Below are 20,104 nucleotides of genomic sequence, written 5' to 3'. Positions count from 1 at the left end.
TGACCGTGAGGTCCGAGGTCGTGATCGTCGAGCCGCTCATTCCCGCGACCTGGGCCGTCGTGCTGACGTCGGAGCTCGCCGTCGGGGACGTGCGGCCGCCGAAGCAGTGGCACGTCGAGGACGCGTAGCTGTCGATGTTGATGCCGCGGTACTCGGCGTTGAGCGCGGTCGAGACGTTGCCCGTGAGGTTCGCGCTGCCCGCGAGGACCGTCTGGGTGAGGCCGCTCACGTCCACGGCCGTCGTCGCCTCGGAGTTCGCGCCGAATGCCGTGGCCCGCGAGCTCGAGGTGCCGACGAGGTGGAGCGCGTCGACGTAGGAGCCGACGGCGATCGAGTTGCCGCTCACGCTGCCCGCGACCGTCGTCTGCGTCGTCGCGACCGCCCCCGAGCCGGGGACCCACGAGGCGTCGCCGCGGCCCACGCGGATCGCGAGGTTCGTCGTGCCGTCGACGCCGAGGCCGCCGACATCGGCCGTGCCCTGGCCGTACGCGTACACCGCGGTGTGGGATTCGATCGTTGCGGCCGTGCCGGCCGTTACCGTTCCCTTGATCGTCACCGTGGTCGAGTAGTCCGTGAGGATCGTCTCGCCGGACCCGCCGCCCGCGAAGAGGCCGCCCGAGCTCGAGGACGCGATCATCGTCGGGTGCAGCTCGGAGTTCGCCGAGACCGTCACGCCCTGCGCCGCGCTCAGAGCCGCGTTCGTGTCGACGAGGATCGTGTTGCCCATGTAGAGGTGCGTGTCCGCGCTCGCCGAGTTGACCGAGATGAGCCCGCCGCTGTCGTTGGACGAGACCGTCTTGCCCGAGACGATGCCGTGCGTCGTCACGGTGACCGACCCGCCGTCGAGCGTTGCGCCATTGCCCACGGTCGTGCTCAGGGTCGACGTGACCTGGACGAGGGAGGCCGCCGTCGAGACCGAGATCGCGCCGCCTCCCCCGCCTGTCGCGGACGCCGAGACGACGAGGTCGCCGCTCGTCGCGCCGAATGGGATGTTGTCCCCGATGCCGTGGAGCCGCTGCGTGCCCGCGCCGCTCGCGGGGGCGATGTCCTCGACGAGCGTGTAGACGAGGCTCCCGAGGCCCGAGACGCCCGAGGGGAGCGTCGGCGTCGAGAGGTTGATGCCGTCGCGGGCGAACGTGTGAAGCCCGCCCGTCTGGCCCGGGACGATCGTGTAGGGTTTGGCCGCGCCGCCCGGCGTGTCCGAGAGCGAGAACGACGACGAGCACGCGCCGCCGCAGCCGACGACGTAGTAGCCGTGGCCGTCCGTGAGGCCCTGGATCGGCGCGTTGGCGGCGTACCACAGCTGCTGGACGACGGCCTTGCCCGCTGTCGTCGTGTTCGGCGTGAGCGTGAGCGCGACCTGCGGCTGGTTCGTCGAGGTGCCGCAGTCCGCCTTGAGGCCCGTCGCGTGGCACAGCGAGTCGGCGAACTTGTACTCCTGGCCGTTGATGCGGATGAGGTAGTAGTAGCCGGCCGCGATGCCGATCGTGCTGCCCGACTTCGGCGCGTAGTAGACACGCGTGCCGGTCGAGAAGCCCATGTCGAGGAAGTTGCCGGGGTTGGACGGGTCCTCGACCGCGAAGAAGACGTCATTCGCGTCGCTGCCCGTCGCGGCGACCCACTTCTTCTGGCTGCTGTCCCACAGGACGTTGACCTGGCCTGAGCTGAACGTCGCGGCCGGCGTGGGCTGGTAGTACGTCACGAAGTCGCCGTCGTGGAACGTGTTCGTGGCCGTGATGACGCCGGTGCCGCCGTTGATGCTGCCCGCGTTGACGGACACGCTCGTCGACGTGAAGCCGATGGGCTGGAGCTTGATGCGGTACGCGTCAAGCACGTGGACCCGGTAGCGCGTGCCGTTCGTGAGGCCGCCGACGTCCGAGGTCACGCCGCCCGCGCCGAGCGGGATCGCCGAGTACCACACGACGTCGCCCTCGTGGAGGTGGTGCTGGCGGAGGCCGAAGTCGATGACGTCGTTCGCGGCGTCGACGTTCGTTCCTGTGAACACCGCGCCGAGCTCGAGGCTCGTGGGGCTCGTGACGATGACCGAGTACTGCGCGCCGTCGGTGAGGCCCGCGACGACGGGGTGGCCTTGGGCGTCGTACGTCACGACGTCGCCCGTGTTGGCGTTGTGGTTCGCGGTGAACGTGATCGTGTTCGCCGCGTCCGAGACGCCGCCCACGCCGTCGAATGTCCCGTCCGAGGCCGGCGGGAGCGGCGGGTTCGCCGATGCGTCGACGGTGATCGAGCCCGCGGCCTTGATGCTCGCGCCGCCCGTCACCGACGCCGTCGACGTCGGGGACATCGTCGCCGTCGCGCTGAACGAGCCGACGTTGATCGCGCCGCCCGTCGCGCTCGACGTGCTCGCGTCGGAGTCGCTCAGGCCGATCGACTGGGCGCTGATGTCCCCGGTCACCCGGATGACGGACGTCGATCCGCCGAGGACGACGCCGACCGTCGGCGTGCCGTGGCTCGACGACGTCGAGTTCGTGACCGAGAGGAGGCCGCCGCCCGTCTCGTCCATGCCCGCGACGGCGGTGTCGTTGCCCTTCGCGAGGACCGTGAGGGTCGCGGCGCCGGGGTTGCTCGTCGATCCGGAGAGGACCCGCACGTTGCCCAGGACGGACGCCGTCGTCGTGCCCGAAGCCTCGGCGTCCGGGTTCGAGTCGACGGAGACGTTGAGGATCGCGCCGTTCGCGTTCTTGAGCTTCGAGTGCGCGAAGTTGCCGCTCATGGCCCGGACCATGACGACCCCGCCCGGCGCGGCGAGCGTGCCGCCCGCGGCGAGCGTCGCCGTCGTCGTCGAGGCGGCCTTCGCATAGAGGTTGTTGGAGGAGATCGCGAGGCCGAGCGCAGCGGTGAGCGCGCTGCCCGAGGCGTCCACGACGTGGTCCGTGAGGAAGTTGCTGCCGTCGAAGTTGTGGTAGGCGAGGACCGAGAGCGTGCCGCCGCTCGTGACTGAGCCCGTGACGGTCGTCGCGACGCTCGAGGAGTCGGTCGCGTACACCGTCGAGACGCCCACCGCACCGCCGACGCCGAACGTGACCGCCGAGTAGTCCGCGATCGTCGAGTTGCGCTCGACGGCCTGGATCGTGACATCGCCCGTGCCGCTGATGCTGCCGCCCACGCCGGCCGAGACGCCCATGTCCGTCGTCGCCGAGTAGGTCCCATCCGTGACGCCGGCCCCGACGCCGCCGCCAGCCGCGTGGCCGTGGACGACCGCCGACGAATCGGCCGTCGAGCCTACCGTCACGCTGGTGACGCCGCTCGCGGTGCCGTTGAAGTCCGCGGTGACGTGGCCGCCCGCCTCTGCCGTCGGCTGCGCGAGTCCGATGCCCGCGGCGACGCCGACTGCGAGGCTGTCGGCCGCGGCGGTCGCCGCGTTGAGCGCGACGCTCATGACGGTGACCCAGCCCGGCCCGCTCAGGAGCGTTCCGCTCGCGACGGTCGTCGAGACCTCGGGCTTGCTCGTCGCGGTCGCGCTCGCGGCCGTGACGGAGCCGCCGATCGCGATGCCCGTGAGCCGCACCCGGGCGTAGGCCGGGTCCACGGTCGACGGCGTGGAGTCGCCCGCGAGGGTCACCGTCGGCCGGATCGGGGTCCCGCCGGAGTCGACGTTGAGCCGTGCCGAGACCGTGACGCCCGTGCCGTGGAGCTCGCCGCCGCCGATCGTGAACGCCTGGAGCGTCGGGCGGAAGTCCGACGTCGTCGTCGTCGCCCCGGCGCTGAACGCGCCGCCGATGCCGATGCCGCGGCCGTCCGCGATGGCCGTCGCGGTCGACGAGGCGATGAACTCGACCGCGCCCGCCGTCGCGAGCACCTTGGCCGAGCCGCCCAGGAAGGCCTTGACGGTCGGGGCCGACGTCGTCGTCTCGGTCACGATCACGAGGTCGAAGCCGAGGCCCACGCTGATCATGTCCGTGAGCGCCTTGGGCGCGGACGTGAGGCTCGCGGTGACCGACGCCGCGGTCCCGGTCCCGCTCACTGTGACGGTTGTGGGGTGGCTCGCGTCCGCCGCGGCGCCCTCGGGCCCGACGTACGCCTTGACCGTCGTCGAATCCGTCGCGTGGGTCGTGATGAACGCGCCCGAGGCGAGGCCGACCGTGATGTTCGAGCCCGACGGCGGGGCGTTCGTCGCCGTCGGCGTGCTCGTGCCGCCCGCGTGGAGGGTGAGGGAGCCCGCGGTGATGGTCGCGCCGTCGTCGACGTGCGCGGCGATCGTGCCGGCGGTCGTGGCCTCGAGGTCGACGACGGCGATCGAGACCGCGGCGACCGCGATGTCCGTGTTCGTGACCGTCGCGTTCGCGGTGCGGCTCGCCTCGAGGTCCGCGGCGCCGGTGCCGAGCGAGACCGTGCTGGCCGCGCCGACGTAGACCTCGGTCGTGCCGTCGATCGTCGCGGTCGGGGTCACGCCGGTTCCGCTGATGAGCGCGAGGCCGAGCATCTTGGCCGTGCCGGTCGCATTCGGCGTTGCGGTCGCCGTGACTGTGAGTGAGCCCGCGACGACGGTGCTGCCCGCCGCGATGTACGCGCGTGTCGAGCCGTGGACCTCGGCGTCCGGCGTGAAGACCTGGACGGAGAGGCCCGCGCCCGAGGCGCCGCCGGACTCGGCCGTGGCGGTGTCCGAGGACGTCGCGGTGAGCGTGATCGCGCCCGAGCCGACGTTCGCCGAGCCGATGCCCGCCTCGGTGGTCGCATTGGATCCCACCTCGGCCTTCGCGGACGCGATCTGCGCCGCGATCGCGCCCATCGTGAGGGCCTTCGTCGTCGCCTCGGCGAGGTTCGAGCTCTGGGCCTTCGCGGTCAGGGCCGAGCCCGAGATCGAGGTGCCGCCGAGCCCGATGTCCGTGCCGCCGTCGACCTTCGCCGTCGGGACCGAGACGCCGAGCGCCGCGACGCCGCCCGCGCCGAGCACCGTGCTCGCCTCGGCGTGGTTGTTCGACGTCGCCGTGACCTCGACGAGGCCGCCCGCGTGGAGCGCGCCGCCAGACTGGCCGAGGACCTCGACGTCCGCGTTCGAGCCAACCTCGGCGAAGGCCATGCTGCCGTTGCCGGCGAAGGCCCCTGCCGCCACGCCCAGGATGTCCGCGGTCGCGAGGTTGGTGCCGTTCGCGTTGACCTCGATCGCGGCGGCGCCCGGCGTCGTCGCCGTCGACGTCGTCGTGACCGCGCCGTAGATGCGGACGCGGGCCGCGGAGTTGTCATGCGCGGCGGCGACCATGATGCTCAGGGCCGCAATGCCGCCGAACTGGCCGAGCGTCGCCGTCGCGACGGCCTGGTTCCCCGCGTTGCGCGTGCCGGCCTGGACGAGCACGAGGCCGGCGCCGCTGAGCGAGGCGCCCGCGCCGATCGTCGCCTCGATCTTCGCGTCCTGCGTGACGTCCGCGGTCGCAACACCGCCGCTCAGGCCGACGACGGAGACGCCGACCGTCGTCGAGCTCGCGGTCGCGGTGTTGTCCGCGAAGGCCTGGACCGTGATCGTGCTGGCGTTCGACGCCGAGCCGTCGGCTTCCGCGGTCGTGTGGCCCGAAACCGTCGCGAACGCGAGGAGGACCGTCACTTGAACGCCGCCCCCGCCCCCGCCTGGCGCCGTCGCGGTCGCGGTGTTGCTCGCGGTCGCCTTGACGAGGAACGGGGCCGGCGTGCTGAAGGTGATCGCCGAGGTCGGGCCGACGAGGGCCTCGGTCGCGCGGGAGTTCGTCACGCGGGCCACGGTCACGGAGATCGCGAGCGCGCCCGTCGCGACGTTGAGCGTCTTCGCCGTCGCCGTGTGGACGCCGTCGGCCGTGACGCTCAGGCCGCCCGCGCCGAGGGTTCCGTGCGCGCCGCTCGACGCGCTCGCCGTGCCGCCGAGCGTCACGAACGCGAGGTCGCCCGCGAAGCCGCCGCCCGCGCCGGCCTCGAACGCGATCGCGAGGAGGTCGTTCGTCGCGTTGTCGACGACTGAGACGTTGAGGTGGTCCACGGGACCCGCGGCGCCGACGGCGATGTTGCCGACCGTCGCGCTCGCGCCGCCCGTGACGTTGACAACGGCGGCCGAGACGCCGACTGCGACGGCGCCGAGGCCAACGCCGATCGCGTAGCTGTTCGCGGTGCGCTTCGCATACGCCGCGACGTCGATGCCGCCGCCCGCCTGCGTGACGCCCTGGCCCGTGACGGTGCCGATAAGGGTCGAGGCGCTCGTGCTCGAGTCGATGTGCGCGTTCTGCTGGCTGCTGTCGTTGATCACGACGACCTGCGCGCCGATCGCGACCGCGCCCGCGGCGCCGACAAACGCGACACCCGTGACGGTCTCGTCGTCCATGCGCGCCTTGACGCTCACCTGGCCGCCCGCGCCGGATCCCGCCTGGATCGTCGCGGTGCCGCCGATGCCCGCGTTCGTCGCGCTGTCGACGTTCAGGACGAGGACGGAGACGCCGAGCCCGCCGAGCCCGGCCGCGCCGGCCCCGGCAACGCCGAGGACGTGGAGCTGGTCGATGGCCCACACGTGCACGTGGCCGCCCGCGATGACCGTCGCGTCGATCGTCGCGCCCGTTCCGCCCGTCGGCGCCGTGCTGAGCGCCTGGCTTCCGAGGTTCGACGTCGGCGCTGCCGCGGCGATCGCGGCGCTCGCCGCGGAGAGCCGGGCGGCGAGGCGCGCGTTCGTCGAGGATTCGGTGCCGGAGTTGAGGCGCCACGCGCTGTTGTGCTCAGGGTCGGCGCCGCCCGAGGAGATATTCGTCGTCGCCGAGTACGTGTTGCCGTTGTACGTCACGAGCTGGCCGCTCGAATAGCTCGTCCCAGAGTCCCACGCCGTGGCCGTACCCGCCGTCGTGCCGTCGAGCGTGTGGCTGCCATAGCCGCCCGAGCCGTCGCCCTGCGCCGTGCTGCCCGCGGACGTGACGCTGTTGCCGGCGTCGCCGCTCATCGCGTCGGACGGACCGCGCCAGTTCGCGGTGTCGATGGTCGGGTTCGAGCCGCCCGCGGCGATGTCAGACGTCGCGGTGTACTGCGTCCCGCCGAACGTCACGACGTCGCCCTTGTTGTACGAGTTGGACGAGCTCCACGCGTCGCGGAAGTTGCCGCCGTTGCTGTCCTGGTACGTCGTGGTCGGGGTCGTGCCGACGCTCCAGACCGAGACGGAGGCCGCGACGCCCACCGCACCGCCCGAGAGGCTCACGGCGAACGTGCTGACGTGCTTCGTCGAGAGGGCGTAGACCTCGACGTTGCCGCGCGCCTTGACCGTGGACGGGCCGTCGATGTGGGCGAGCACCGAGCTGTTCGCCGTGCCGACGTCGATGCCGCCCGAGACGCCCACGAAGCCGCCGGCCGCGCCGCCCGCGATCGTGAGCGACGTGAAGTCGTCCGTCGCGGTGACGCTCACGCCCTGGGCGCCAGCCGCCCCGCCGGCTGTGTTGACAGAGCTGTACCCGCCGATCGACGCGACCGTCGACGTCGTCAGGAGCGTCACCTGCACGCCGCCCGCGACGCCCACGAAGCCGCCGCCGATCGCGGGGACGAGGCCGAAGACGTCCTCGCTCGAGCCCGCGTGCACGATCACGCCGGAGAAGCTCTGCGATCCTCCGAGCGTCCCATTCGGGATGCCCGCAACCGGCGCGCCCTGCGCGAGCGCGTCGACCGTGCTGCCCGCGCCGAGGTACGCGCGGACCTGCTTGTCGAGCGTCGCGACGCCGACGGCGGCACCGACGCCCACGTACCCGCCCGCGAGCGCGACCGTGATGAGGAGGAGCTTCGTTGCGTCCGTCGCGGTCACGACGACGTTGTTGCCCGCGAAGAGCGCGGCGCCGTTGCCCGTGCACGCGAACGGGTCTGAGCCGCCCGGCGTTCCGGTGCACGCGAACGTGTGGACCGTGAGGACCGTGACGGCCACGGTGCCCGCGACGCCGACGGTTCCGCCGCCCGCGCCGAGCGCGAACGAGAGGACCGCGTCCTTGCCGTCGGCGGTCACCGAAATCGAGTTGCGCGCGTTCACTGCCGAGCCCGTGCCGATATACGCGTACGTGTCGAGGTGCACGACGCGGACGGCCACGGGGATCGAGACCCCGGCCGTGCCCGCGATCGCGACCGTGAACGCGATGCCGAGCTGGTAGAACTGGTTGGCCGCGGAGACCTGGACCGACTGGCCCGCGTCGGCGCCCGCGACGTTGCTCGCGCACGTCGCGCCGCAGTTGACCTCGGCGTTCGCGCCGACGTGCGCCGACGTGTGGACGGTGACGACGGCGACGGCGCCCGCGAGCGTCACGGCGGCCGTGCCCGAGAAGCCGAGGCCGATGCCGAACGCTCCGACGCTGTCCGAGTTGTTGGCGGTCACCGCGACGCCGCGGAAGCCCGTCGTCGTGCCCTGCGAGATGTCGCGCGGGCCCATCGCGCTCGCGTCGCCCGCGGGGGCGTCGCCCTGCCGGACGAGGCTGTGGGACTTGCCCGTCCAGCCGGAGCCGAGCGTGATGACGTGGCCGCCCTTGTCCGAGGGCTTGTCGAGGAGCTGGAACCAGCCGCCGCCGAGGCCCTTGTAGTAGTACGTGCCGCCGTCGACGAGGCCACCGATGGGAGCGCCGCCGCCGGACGAGTACACGACCGCGTCGTTGTCGCTGATCGAGCCGAGCGAGTACGGGAGCTGAATCCGGTTGCCCACGAGGTCCACGGCGTTGTCCGGGTTGAAGCGCGGCGTCGTGTCCTGGGTGACGTTGGCCTCGGTCGTCTTGAAGAGGCGGTGGCTCTCCCCCGTGCCGCCCGAGAGGCTGATGGGCGAGCCGCTGAGGTCCGGCGTCGAGAAGAGCTGGAAGTGGTTGGGGTCAATGACCTTGACGTAATACTGGCCGCCCTGGGTCAGCGGGGAGATCGCCGTGCCGTAGCCCGCGTCGTACTGGACTTGGTCGCCGTTCGCGAAGCCGTGGTTGTCCACGTGGATCGTCGTGCCGCCCGCGATGTCGCTCGGCGCGAAGCGCGGATCGTGGGGGGTCACGGTGTACGAGCCGCTCGCGACGTCGAGGCCCGTCGCGCCCGCGCCGCTCACCACCGCATAGTTGCCGATCCAGGCGTGGGTCTCCTTCGTGATGACGGGGACGGCGACGGCGGCACCGACCGCGGCGGTCCCGCTCGCCGAGATGTTGCCCGCGATGACATTCACGGTGAGGGTCTCGTTCGCGTTGACGCGCACGGACCCGCCCATGGTCGCGCTCACGCCGTCGCCCACTGCCGAGCCGTCCTCGAGGTAGGCCTTCGTCCTGATGCTGATCGCGGGGACGGCCGCGTTGACGTTGACCGCCGCGGTGCCCGCGAAGCCGCCACCCACCGAGATCGAGGTGATCTTCTCGCTCGAGATCGCGTCGACGCTCAGGTTGCCGGACCCGCTGATCGTCGTCGCGTGGCCGGTCCAGGCCTCGGTGTCCTTCGTGAGCACCTCGACGTCGACGCCCGCGCCGACGCCGGCCGTGCCGCCCACCGTGAGGACGCCCGCGAGGCTGAACACCGTCGTCGTGTCCTGCGCGAGGAGCGCGGTCGAGGTTCCCTGCGTGATGGTGGACGAGGCGTCGAGGTGCGCCTTGGTCGTGTCGCTCGTGACGTTGACGACGACGGAGCCCGCGACGCCGGCCGAGTTGCCTCCCGCCCCGCCGACCGCGAGGAAGAGGTAGTGCGCATCCTGCGTCGCCGAGACGACGAGGCCCGTCCCGCCAGCGTGGACGGTCGCGCCGGACCCGACGGACGCCTCGACGGTCGAGTCGCGCACGACGACGACCGCGGATGCGCCGACCCCGGCCGAGCCGCCGCCGATCGCGAGGTTGCCCGCCGCGAGGTCGACGGTGCCCGTCTTCGACGCCGTCACGGCCACCCCGCCCGAGGCCGTCACCGAGGCGCCCGAGCCGATGGCCGCGGACACCTTGGGCGAGGACCCGCCCTGGTTGAGCACGAGGACGACGACCGCGCCCGTCACGGCGGCCGAGCTGCCCGACACGCCGCCGGCCACCGAGACCTCGGTCAGGTTCTCCGCCGACTCGGCGTCGACCGTGACCGTCCCGCCCGCCGTGACGAGTGCGCCCGCGCCGATCGAGGCCGCGGCATTGAGGTTGAACACGTCGACGATGACCGTGAGGCCCACGGCCGCGGAGCTCTTGGAAAGGGAAAGGGCTCCCGCGAAGTCGATGAGGGTCAGGCTGTTCGTGGCCTTGACCGTGAGCGACTGCCCGGCGCCGCCGAGGCCGATGGTCTGGTTGACCTTGGTTCCGGCCGCGAGGTAGGCCTGCGTGTCGATCGAGAAGATCTGGATGACGAACGAGCCGCTCACGGCGGCCCCGCCGCTGCTCGCCCCGCCGCCCGCGGCGACATTCGTGACGTTCGGGAGGGTGATCTTGCCCTTGAGCGGGGTCTCGGGCTCCTGGCCCGCGAGGCTCGCGGCGGCCGTCACCGAGATCACGCCGGACGCGTCGAGGGACGTCGGCGTACCAGCGGAGGAGTCGACGAACGCCTTCGTCGTGATCTCGAAGTAGTTGACTGAGATCGCGCCGCCGATCGCGGTGCCGTTGCCCTTCGAGAAGCCGCCCGAGAGCGCGATGTTCTGGAAGATCACGGCGTCCGTCGCGGAGACCGTGATGCCGCCCGCTGGGGCCGACACGACCGCGCCGAGCCCGACCGACGCCGTCGTCGTGAGCAGCAGGATCTGGACGGCGGCCGACGCCGCGACGCCCGCCGAGTTGTTGCCCGCACCGGCGGAGATGCCCCAGATGACGAACGTGTTGTGCTTCGAGTCCGGCGTCCCGGCCACGACGCTCACGCCGGTCTGGCCGGTGACGTGCGCGCCCGCGCCGATCGTCGCCGTCGTCGTGAGGACCTGGACGTTGAGGCCGATCGCCGCGCCCACGCCTGTATCTTTCTCCAAGTCGATCGCGCTGCCCATGCCGCGCGCCGTCGCCTCGGCGAGCATGAGGCCCTGGACGGACACCGCGCCGCTCGTCGCGGTGACGGTCACGCCCGCCGCGATGCTGCCCGACGTCGTCGCGACGACCCAGTTGACGCCAATCGCCGCGGCCACGCCCGTGCCGCCGCCCGAGCTGCCGGACTGGCTGCCGGACTGCGAGTTCGCGCCCGTCGCGCCGTTCGAGCCGTTCGTCCCGCCCGAGGAGGAGGGCATGCCTGCGGTCGAGGACTTCGTGGACTGCGTGTTCGGGTTGCTGCCGTTGGCCTGCTCGTTGGCCTTCGAGTCGCCGCTCTGGCTGTCGGAGTCGCTCGAGCCCTTCGCGCTCGCGACCGACTTGGCCTCGCTCGTGAGCTCCGACGAGGCGAGCACGTCGACCGAGCCCGCGCTCACGTCCCGCGCGATCGTCGCGGTCGTACCCCAACCCACGACCGCGTTGACCGCGACGTCGATGCCCACCGCAGTGCTCTTGCCTGCGGCCTCGGCGTTGCCTTCCGTCGCGATGCGGTTGACGTGCGTGGCGTGGACGACGACGGCGCGCGTGCCACCGGCAGAGGCAGAGTAGCCGGGCCTGCCGGAGGCTGGGATACCCAGGCGGGCCTCGACCGTGTCCCCGACGCTCACGACGAGCGCCACGACCGGCGTGACCGCCGTGCCGCCCGAGGTGCCGCCCTCCGCCGTCGTCTGCAGCTCGCGGAAGCCCATCGCGTCGATCGTGAGCGACGTCCCGCCCGTGAGGGTCGCGCCGTCCTCAGCGCCGGCCCGGACGGTGTTGTCCGGGAGGACCGTGAGGGCCACGGACGCGCCGACGCCCGTCGCGGAGCCGACCTCGGCCTTCGAGGTGGCCTTCGCGAGGTCGAACGAGTTCTCGAGCGCGGTGAGGGAGTTGCCCGCGCTCGAGAGGGTCGCGGAGGCGCCGGCCTGCAGAAGCGCCGCGGTGTGCTCGGTGACGATGTTGATCGCGAGCGCGCCCGCGACGCCGACCGACGTTGCCTTGCCGACGCCCGCATAGGCCGTGGCCGCAGCCTCGTGCTCCCAGAGCCGGAAGACCTGGCCGTCCGCAGGGCTCTCGGGGAGGTGGTCGCCGTCGGTGACCGTGATCGACGTCGCGGTCCACGTGTGGCTCGCGGTGCGCTTGTAGATGCCGGGCGCGTTCGAGCCGTCCTGCGCCGTGAGGTTGAAGAGCGTGTCCTTCTCGATGCTGTCCGAGGGGAGCGAGTCGAAGTCGTCGTACGCGAGCTTCGTGACGAAGACCCACGCCGAGCTGCCCGCATCCCACTTCCACACGCTTCCGGTCGGGTGGCCGTCCTTGGGGGCCTGGAGGACGAAGAGCGTGCCGTCGGCCGGCGAGGTCGGGAAGTCGGTGCCCGAGGCGATCGACGCGCCCGCATCCGTCTGGAGGACCCACTTCGCGCTCGCGCCGTCGTACTTGTAGATGCCCGCGTTGTTGCTGGAGGTCTTCGCCTTCGCCGCCGCGAGGTCGCCGTCGGAAGGGCCAGGGAGCTGCGCGCCCGAATCGATCGTCTTCCACGCGCCGTCGGCCGCGTTCCACACCCGGAGCACGTCACCAGTGCCGCCAGGCGTCATGCCGGCCGAGAGCACGAGGCCCGTGCCCGTGATCGTTGCGGTCCCGGTGAGGGCCGTGTTCGTGATGTCGACCTTGTTGACCGAGACGCCCGCCCCGATGCCGACGCTCGCGTCCGCGGTCGAGTCGCCGTGAGCGGTCGCGCGGGCGTCCGTGTCCGCGGTGCTCTTGAGCGTCACAACCCCGCCCGCCGAGATCACCACGCCGTTCGCGAACCACGCGCGGGACGCGGTGGTCACGACGTTGATCGCGACGGCCGCCGCGACGGAGACGGACGCACCGCCGTTGTCGTTGCTCGCGGCCTTCGGGGTCGAGGACGTGCTCGTCGTCTGGCCGTTGCTGTTGTCGCTCTGGGTCTGCTTCGCGGCGCCGAGCTTGGAATCGGCCTTGCCGTTGACGTCGGTGCCGGACGAGTCCTTGCCGCTCGCGTCGCTCGTCGTCTGGCCCTCCGCGCCCTCGGCGGCGGCGTCCGACGTCGTCGTCGTCGCCGAAGTGCCGAGCGCCTGGAAGGACACAGCGCCGGAAGAGGTAATGCTGCGCGCCGTCCCCGAGTCGACGCCGTCGTCGACAATCGCGAGCGCGAGGGAAATGCCGAAGCCTGCCGACGAGCCGACCGTCGTATCGCCCTTCGCGATGGTCGTGGTCGTCGCGTTCTGGGTCGCGGTCGCCTGGACGGCGCCGCGCGCGGTGAGGGCAGTTGCACTGGAGCCGAGGGATGCGCTCGTGCGGAGGGTCGCGATCGTGACGGCGACAGCCGGCGTGACGGTGACGCTGCCGCCCTTGCCGCCCGCATCGACCTCGTTGTCGATCGTGCTCGTCGTCGTCGCGGTGAGCGTCACGGTTCCCGCGCCCGTGAGCGGGGGCCCGCGGCTCGGATCGGAGACCTGGTCGATGCCCGCGTACACGGTGTCGTTGACGAGGTTGATGCCCACCGACGCGCCGATGCCGACCGTTCCCGTGCCCTCCTGCTTGGCCTTGGCCTTCGTCATGCTGTTCAAGCCCGACGCCGCCGTCATGCCCGTCGCGCCGCCCATGAGCTGCACGCTGCCCACCGGCCCGGTCGTGCTCGCGTGGATCGTCGCAAGCGTCGTCGCATTGACGATGTTGAGCGCGAACGCGCCCGCGAGGCCGAGCGTGCCCGAGGTGTTGGTCGCGCCCGCGGTCGCGTCGGCCGTGATGGTGTGGGTCGCGTCCGCGCCGAGGGTCCGCATTGTCGCCGAAAGTGTGAGGCCCATCGCGGAGAGCTGGGCGCCCGCGCCGATGCTCGCCTCGTTGCGGATCGTCACGAGGTTGATCGCGACGGCCGCCCCGATGCCCACGGTCGTGCTGTTGCTCGCGGTGCCGCTCGCCGTCGCGCTCGCGTCGGTGTTGTTCGTCGTCGTGAAGCTCGCCGTCCCGCCCGTCACGGTCAGGGAGACCGCGGGCGCGAGCAGCGCCGTCGTCGTCGACGTCACGAGGTTGATCGCGACGGCGGCCGCGACCGAGACGTTCGAGCCGCCCGAATCCTGCTTCGTGCTCGGCGTCGACGAGCTCGACGTCGTCTTGCCGCCGCTGTTCGTCGACTGGAGGTTCTTCGCGGTCCCGAGGGTCGCGTCGCCCTTCTCGTTGACGTCCTTGCCCGTCGAGTCCTTGCCAGACGCGCCTTGGCCCTCGGCGCCCGCGGCGCTCGCCGTCGCCGTCGAGGTCACCTGCGAGGTTCCGTCCGCGGCGAACGAGACGTTCGCGCCCGCGGTCGCGTTCCGGTACAGCGAGGAGTCGACGACGTGGTCCGCGATGGTCAGGGCGAGCGAGAGGCCGAGGCCGAGCGTCGAGCCGCCCGAGGACGCGCCCTTGCCCGTCGCGGTGACGGTCGCGGTCTGGTCGGCGTGGGCCGCGATGCCGCCCGCAAGGCTCAGCGCCGGGCCGGCGAGGATGCTCGCCGTCGTCGAGACCTCGCTGATGGTGAGCGCGAGCGACGCCGCGAGCGAGAGCGTCGTCTGCCCGGTCGCCTTCGCGCCGCCCTCCGCGGTGGTCGTCGCGGCGTCGTGGTTGGTGGCCGTGAGGGCCGCGGCGTGCCCGTTCGTGAGCGTCGCGCCCGCCGCGACGATGGCCGCCACGGAGTCGGTGATGAGATTGAGTGCGACCGACGCGCCGAGGCCGAGCGTTCCGCCCGAGATATTCGCGGCCGCGGTCGCCGCCGCCGTGTTCGCGGTGCTCGAGCCCGCGGTGAGCGTGAGATCGCCTGTGGCGGATCCGAACACAGTCGGCAGCACCGCAGTGCCCGCGAGCGACGCCGTGGCCGTGACGTTGACGAGGTTGAGCGCGAACGAGCCCGCGAGCCCGATGTCGCCCCCGGCCGTCGCGCCCGAGGTCGCCGACGCGGAGAGGGTGTTGACCGAATCGGCGCCCACCGCGCGTTCCGTCGCGGACAGGGCGAGCGAGCCCGCTGCGACGGTCGCCCCTACCGGGACGAGCGCGAGGGTCGTGATGGTCGCCTTGTTGATCGCGACGGCAGCCCCGATGCCAGCGGACGACGGCGACGTCGCGTCGCCCTTCGCCGTGGTCATCGAGTCGGCGTTCGTGTCGGCGGCGAAGGAGGCCGCACCCGTCGTCGTGAGCGTCGCGCCCGCGGCGAGCTGCGCCGTCGTCGTCACGCCCACGATGCTGATCGCGATCGCCGCGGCGACGCTGATGCTGCCCGAGCCGCCCGAGGACTTGTCGACCGTCGTCTTGGGCGTCGCGCTCGTGGACGTGGCCTTGCCGCCGTTCGCGGTCTGCTTGGTCTTCGCGTCGCCGAGGGCCGAATCGGCCTTGCCGTTGACGTCCTGGCCGGACGTGTCGCTGCCTTCGCCCTGGGCGCCCGCGGCGCTCGCCGTGCCGGTCGTCGTCGTGGACTCGGTGTGGTGCGCCGTGAAGCTCGCGGACGCCGCGGAGAGCGTGCGGTCGAGCGGGGCCGAGGCCGTCGAGTCGATGACCGCGAGCGCTAGGGCTATGCCGAGGGCAAGCGTGCCGCCCGAGGCCGCGGTCGCGGCGCCCTTCGCGGTCGTGGTCGCCTTCGTCGTCTGGTCTGCCGTCGCGTGGACGGCACCGGAGAACGTCGTGGTGCCGAGGCTCGGATCTGCTCCGCCGATTCCGGCGATGGTCGATACGTTCGCGAGCGTGATCCCGATGGCCGGCGCGAGCGAGATGTTCGCTCCGCCCGCTCCACCGTCAATCGCAGTCGTCAGCGTATCGCTGTTGGTCGCCTGGATGGTGAAGTCCTTGATGCCCGCGAGTGGGGGCCCGCGCGTGCCGAGCGCGAGCTCGTCGACGCCCGCGAACACCTGGTCCGTCACGAGGTTGAGGCCGATCGAGGCGCCCATGCCGAACGTCCCGCCGCTTCCGCCGGTCGACTGCGCCGACGTCGCCGAGGCGCCGTTGGCGGACGACGACGACGCCGTCGCGGCCGCGTTGCCCGAGCCGCCGAGGTTGACCCCGCCGAGCGGGTCGCTCGGCGTCGCGGTCGCGGCGTGAATCGCGGCGATCGTCGAAAGGTTTGCGATGTTGAGCGCGAGCGAGCCTGCGATGCCGAGGCTGCCGCCCGCGCTGCTCGCGCCGGACTTCGCGGTCGCACCCGTGGCGCCCGCGAGCGGGGTGCTCGGGGCCGAGGGGTCGGCGTGGTTGACGGCCGAGAGGGTGAGGCCCGTCGCGGTGAGGCTCGCGCCCGCGCCGATCGACGCCTCGTTGACGACCGTCGCGCGGTTGACCGCGATTGCGGCGCCGATCACGTTGCCGCTCGCGGTGGTCGTGGCGGAGCCGTCCGCGCTGGCCTGCGCGGTCGTCGTGTTGGCCGAGGCGAACGAGGCCTTCCCGGGCGTGCTCGTCGTGGTCGCGGGGGCCTGCTCGGAGGTCGAGGACGAGTTCACGAGATTGAAGGCCATGGCCGCGGCGACCGTGATCGGGGTTCCGCTGCTGTCGCTCGCCGCGGGCGTGCTCCCCGCGCCCGAGCCGCTTCCGCCGTTCGCGGACGACTTGCCGCCCGCGAACCCGAGCTGCGAATCGGCCTTCTGGTTCGCGGTCTTGCCCGTGCTGTCCGTACTCGTCGGGCTGCTCGACGAGCCGCCCTCGGCGCCCGCCGCGGAGGCGTTCGCCGTCGTCGACGTCGTCGACGTCCCGTCGGCGCTCAGGCTCACGTCGGCTGCGCCCGCAGGTGCGGTGACAGTCAGGTTCCGGTAGAGCGTCGAGTCGACGGTGTGCGTGGCCGAAGTGAGCGCGAAGCTGATGCCCGCTGCGAGGCCCGCCCCGCTGCCCGCCGTCGTGCTGCCGGTCGCCGTCGTCGTCGCCGCCGCGGTCTGGACAGCCGTCGCGGTGAGCGCGCCCGCGATGGCGAGCGCGGGGCCGGAGAGGATCGAGGCGATTGTCTGGACGTTCGAGATCGTGATGGCGACGACCCCCATGAGGGACGCGTTGCTGCCGCCCTGGGCGCCGCCCGTCGCGGAGGTCGTCGTCGTATCGCTGCCCGTCGCGCTGAGGGTGAGGGCCCCGGCGCCGGCAAGTTCGGCGTCCTTCGCGACGCGTGCCGCGACCACCGCGTCGATGATGCCGAGCGCGATCGAGGCGCCGATGCCCACGGAGCCGCCCGACTCGGCCGCATTCGCGGTCGCGGAGTCGACGTGGGCGCCGGTGGCCTTGAGGGCGACGGCGGGTGCCGCGACCCCGCCGAAACCGGCAACGGCGTTGCCCGTGCCCCGGATCTCCGCGAGGGTCTTGCCGTTCACGAGCGTGAGGGCGAACGAGCCGGCGGCGCCGACGCCCGAGCTGCCCGACGACGCGCGGCCCGAGGTCGCGCTCGACGAGAAGTTCGAGCCGCCCGTGCGGGTCTCGTCCGATTCGACGGTGACGGAGCCGGCCTGGATCTGGGCGCCGCCCGCGATGAACGCCTCCGTCACGAGGGTCGCGACGCCGATGCCGACGCCCACCCCGATGCCGCTTCCGCTGCTGCCACCGCTTCCATCGGTTGTGCTGCCGTCGCCCGTCGCCGTCGACGCGGCCTGCGACGTGGACTTGAGGAGCAGCGCCCCGGCCGTCACGAGGTTGGCGGCCTCGATGGCAGCCGTCGTGACGGCATTGAGGACGCTCACGGCGAGCGCGCCCGCGAGGCCGATCGCGCCGTCGGCCGTGTTCGCCTGGCCGTTCGCGCGGGACGGATCGTTGACCGGCTTGTCGTTCGCCGTCGAACCGCCCTTGCCGGCCTTCGCGCTCGCGGTGTTCGCGCCGTCGGCGACCGCGGTGAGTGTGATGCTCGCGGCGCTCGTCGGGGTCGCGCTCGTCGAGTCGATGACCGCCTGGGTCGTCTGGCTCAGGCTGACGACGGCGATGCCCGCGCCAGAGGCGGCCTGGCTCGCGTCGCCGACGCCGTTGAGGCCAGCGTGGTTCGTCGCGCCGATCGTCAGGTCCCCGGTCACGACGAGGTGGGCCGTGTTCGTGACCTTGCTGACCGCCGTCGTGCTCACGGTGATGACGGCGACCGACGCGTCGTTCGACGCCGCGCCGCTCGAGTCGGCCGAGCCTTCGCTCTTCGCGGCGTCCGAGCCGGGGGTCGCGCCCGCGTCGACCGACGACGCCGAGCTCACCGTCGTCTTGCCGCTCGCCGTAACGACCGCGGTCCCGCCGATCGTGACCTCCGCGTCGGAGGAGACGATCGCGGCGTCCGCGTACTTCTTGACGAGCGTCACGGGTCCGACGGTCGACTGCGAGGAGAGGACGACGTCACCCGTCGCCGTGACCTGCGTCGCGCCGAGGAGGGAGACGAGGGCCTTCGAGGAGACGTTGACCGCGTAGGCGAGAGTGTCGGTCGCGTCCGGGGTGACGGTCGCCGTCGCCTGCGCCGCGAAGGCGCCCGACGTGACCTGCGTGTCCTGGAGCGTGATCTCGACGTCGCCGCAGTGCGTCGCGAGGGTCGCGCAGCTCCGCGGGTTGGAGAGCGGGTTGCTCGGACCGCCGGTCACGTTGTCCGCGGCGGTGAGGGTCACGTTCCCGGCCGTGAGGACAGTCCCGGATGCGAGGGTGATCTTCTCGAGCTTGAGCGTGAACGCCGCCGTGCCGAGCGAGATCGGGCCGCTCAGCGTGATCGCGTCCCAGCCCGTTCCGCCGTCGATGGTGAGGGACGTGGTCGGGGCCGAGAACGTCGTGGACTCGAAGCTGCTGTTGGTGCTCGCGAGCGTGAGGAGGCCGCCCGACTGGGTCAGGGTGGCCTGATCGTCGCCCGAGCTGAGCGTGAACACCATGTCCGCCGCCGTGCCCGAGTTCGTGATCGGCTCGATGTTCGTGTAGCCGATCGTCGTCGCGTCGAGGTAGAGCGTCCCAGTCGAGCCGTTGACCGCCGTCGACCGCGCGCTCACGACCGTGCCCGCCGTGGCGAGCGTGTCGAAGCCCGGGCCGCCGTCGAAGCTGATCGTGATCGCCGGGTTGACCGCCCCGCGATCGACCGTGAACGTGTCGTTCCCGTTCGTGCCCATGACCGAGATGCTCGAGATCGTCGCGAGCGCACGGCTCTGCCCCTCGAACGTCACCGTGCCGTCGGCGCGGAACGCGAGGGTCGAGGCGGTCGAGGTCATCTGGAGGGCCCACGGGGTCGGGGCCGTCGCGGTCGGGGCAGTGGCGGTCGTGCTCGCGGGAGCCATCGTCGTAGCGGGGGCCATCAAGCCGGTGCCCGTGCCCGCCGTCGGGTCAGTGCCCGCGGACGCGGACGACGGCGACCCCGCCGTGGGAGCGGTCGTCGCCGTCGTGGTCGTGGTGCCCGTGGTACCTGTCGCCGAGGTCGATCCGGTCGAGGTGGTTGCCGTCGACGGGGTTCCAGTCGAGGTGCTGCCGGCCGACGCAGTGTCGGTCGATCCCGTCGTGCCCGTCGTCGAACCCGTTGTGCCCGTCGTGGTGCTCGGTGCCGCGGACCCCGCCGCCGTGGACGAGGTGGCGGGATCGGTGGCCGTCGAGCCGGTGGCCGTCGAGCCGGTCGTCGTCGTGTCCGTGGTCGTCGTGCTCGGGTCCGGGGCCGGCGCAGGAGCCGGGGCGGGTGCAGGAGCAGGCGCCGGGGCGGGTGCAGGGGCAGGCGCCGGGGCCGGGACGGTGAGCACCGTCGTCGTCCGCCGCTCGCCGGGGTTGAGCACACGGCTCATGAGGTCCGTGCCGCCTTCGATGTCGCCGAGGCCCAGGACGTGCCCGAGCTCATGGGCGATGACGGTCTGGAGGTCCATCCGGTTCGAGACGACCGAGCCGATGCTCCAGCCCCACCCCGCCGCGTTCGGGCTCACCGTGATGGCGTTCCCGTTCGTGACGGCGAGGGTCGTTCCCGAGAGCGGGGCGATCGCGAAGGTCGCGGCGCTCACGTCGTGGCCGGACCACGACGCCGACGCGGCGCCGAAGACGGCCTGGATGTCCGCAAGCGTGATCGCCGTCGTGACGGGGGTTGCTGGAAGCGAGGATGCGTCCTGGTGATTCTCGAGCTCTGGGCCGCTGAGCGACCACTGCCCGGATCGGAAGGCCGCGAGGTTGAACGCGCTGGCGTTGAACGTGCTGACGTTGAACGTTCCGTTCGGCGTGGACATCGCGAACGCCATGGCAAAGGCCGCCGAGACGGCCACAAGCCGCTCAACCAC

At 72.3% G+C, this 20,104-nt stretch carries 1 protein-coding gene (running past one end of the window); it reads right to left on the bottom strand.

Features of this window, described 5'->3' with window-relative positions:
• Positions 1–20,104, bottom strand: the 5' portion of a protein-coding gene (locus SPF06_RS08880; RefSeq protein ID WP_323278677.1) for a hypothetical protein. It extends 14,144 nt beyond the left edge of the window; the window shows 20,104 of its 34,248 coding nt (coding positions 1–20,104); it begins with the start codon at positions 20,102–20,104; its stop codon lies beyond the left edge, outside the window.

This window comes from Sinomonas terricola (genome assembly GCF_034931225.1).
Lineage (GTDB): Bacteria > Actinomycetota > Actinomycetes > Actinomycetales > Micrococcaceae > Sinomonas > Sinomonas terricola.
This window is presented reverse-complemented; position numbering and strand designations above follow the sequence as displayed.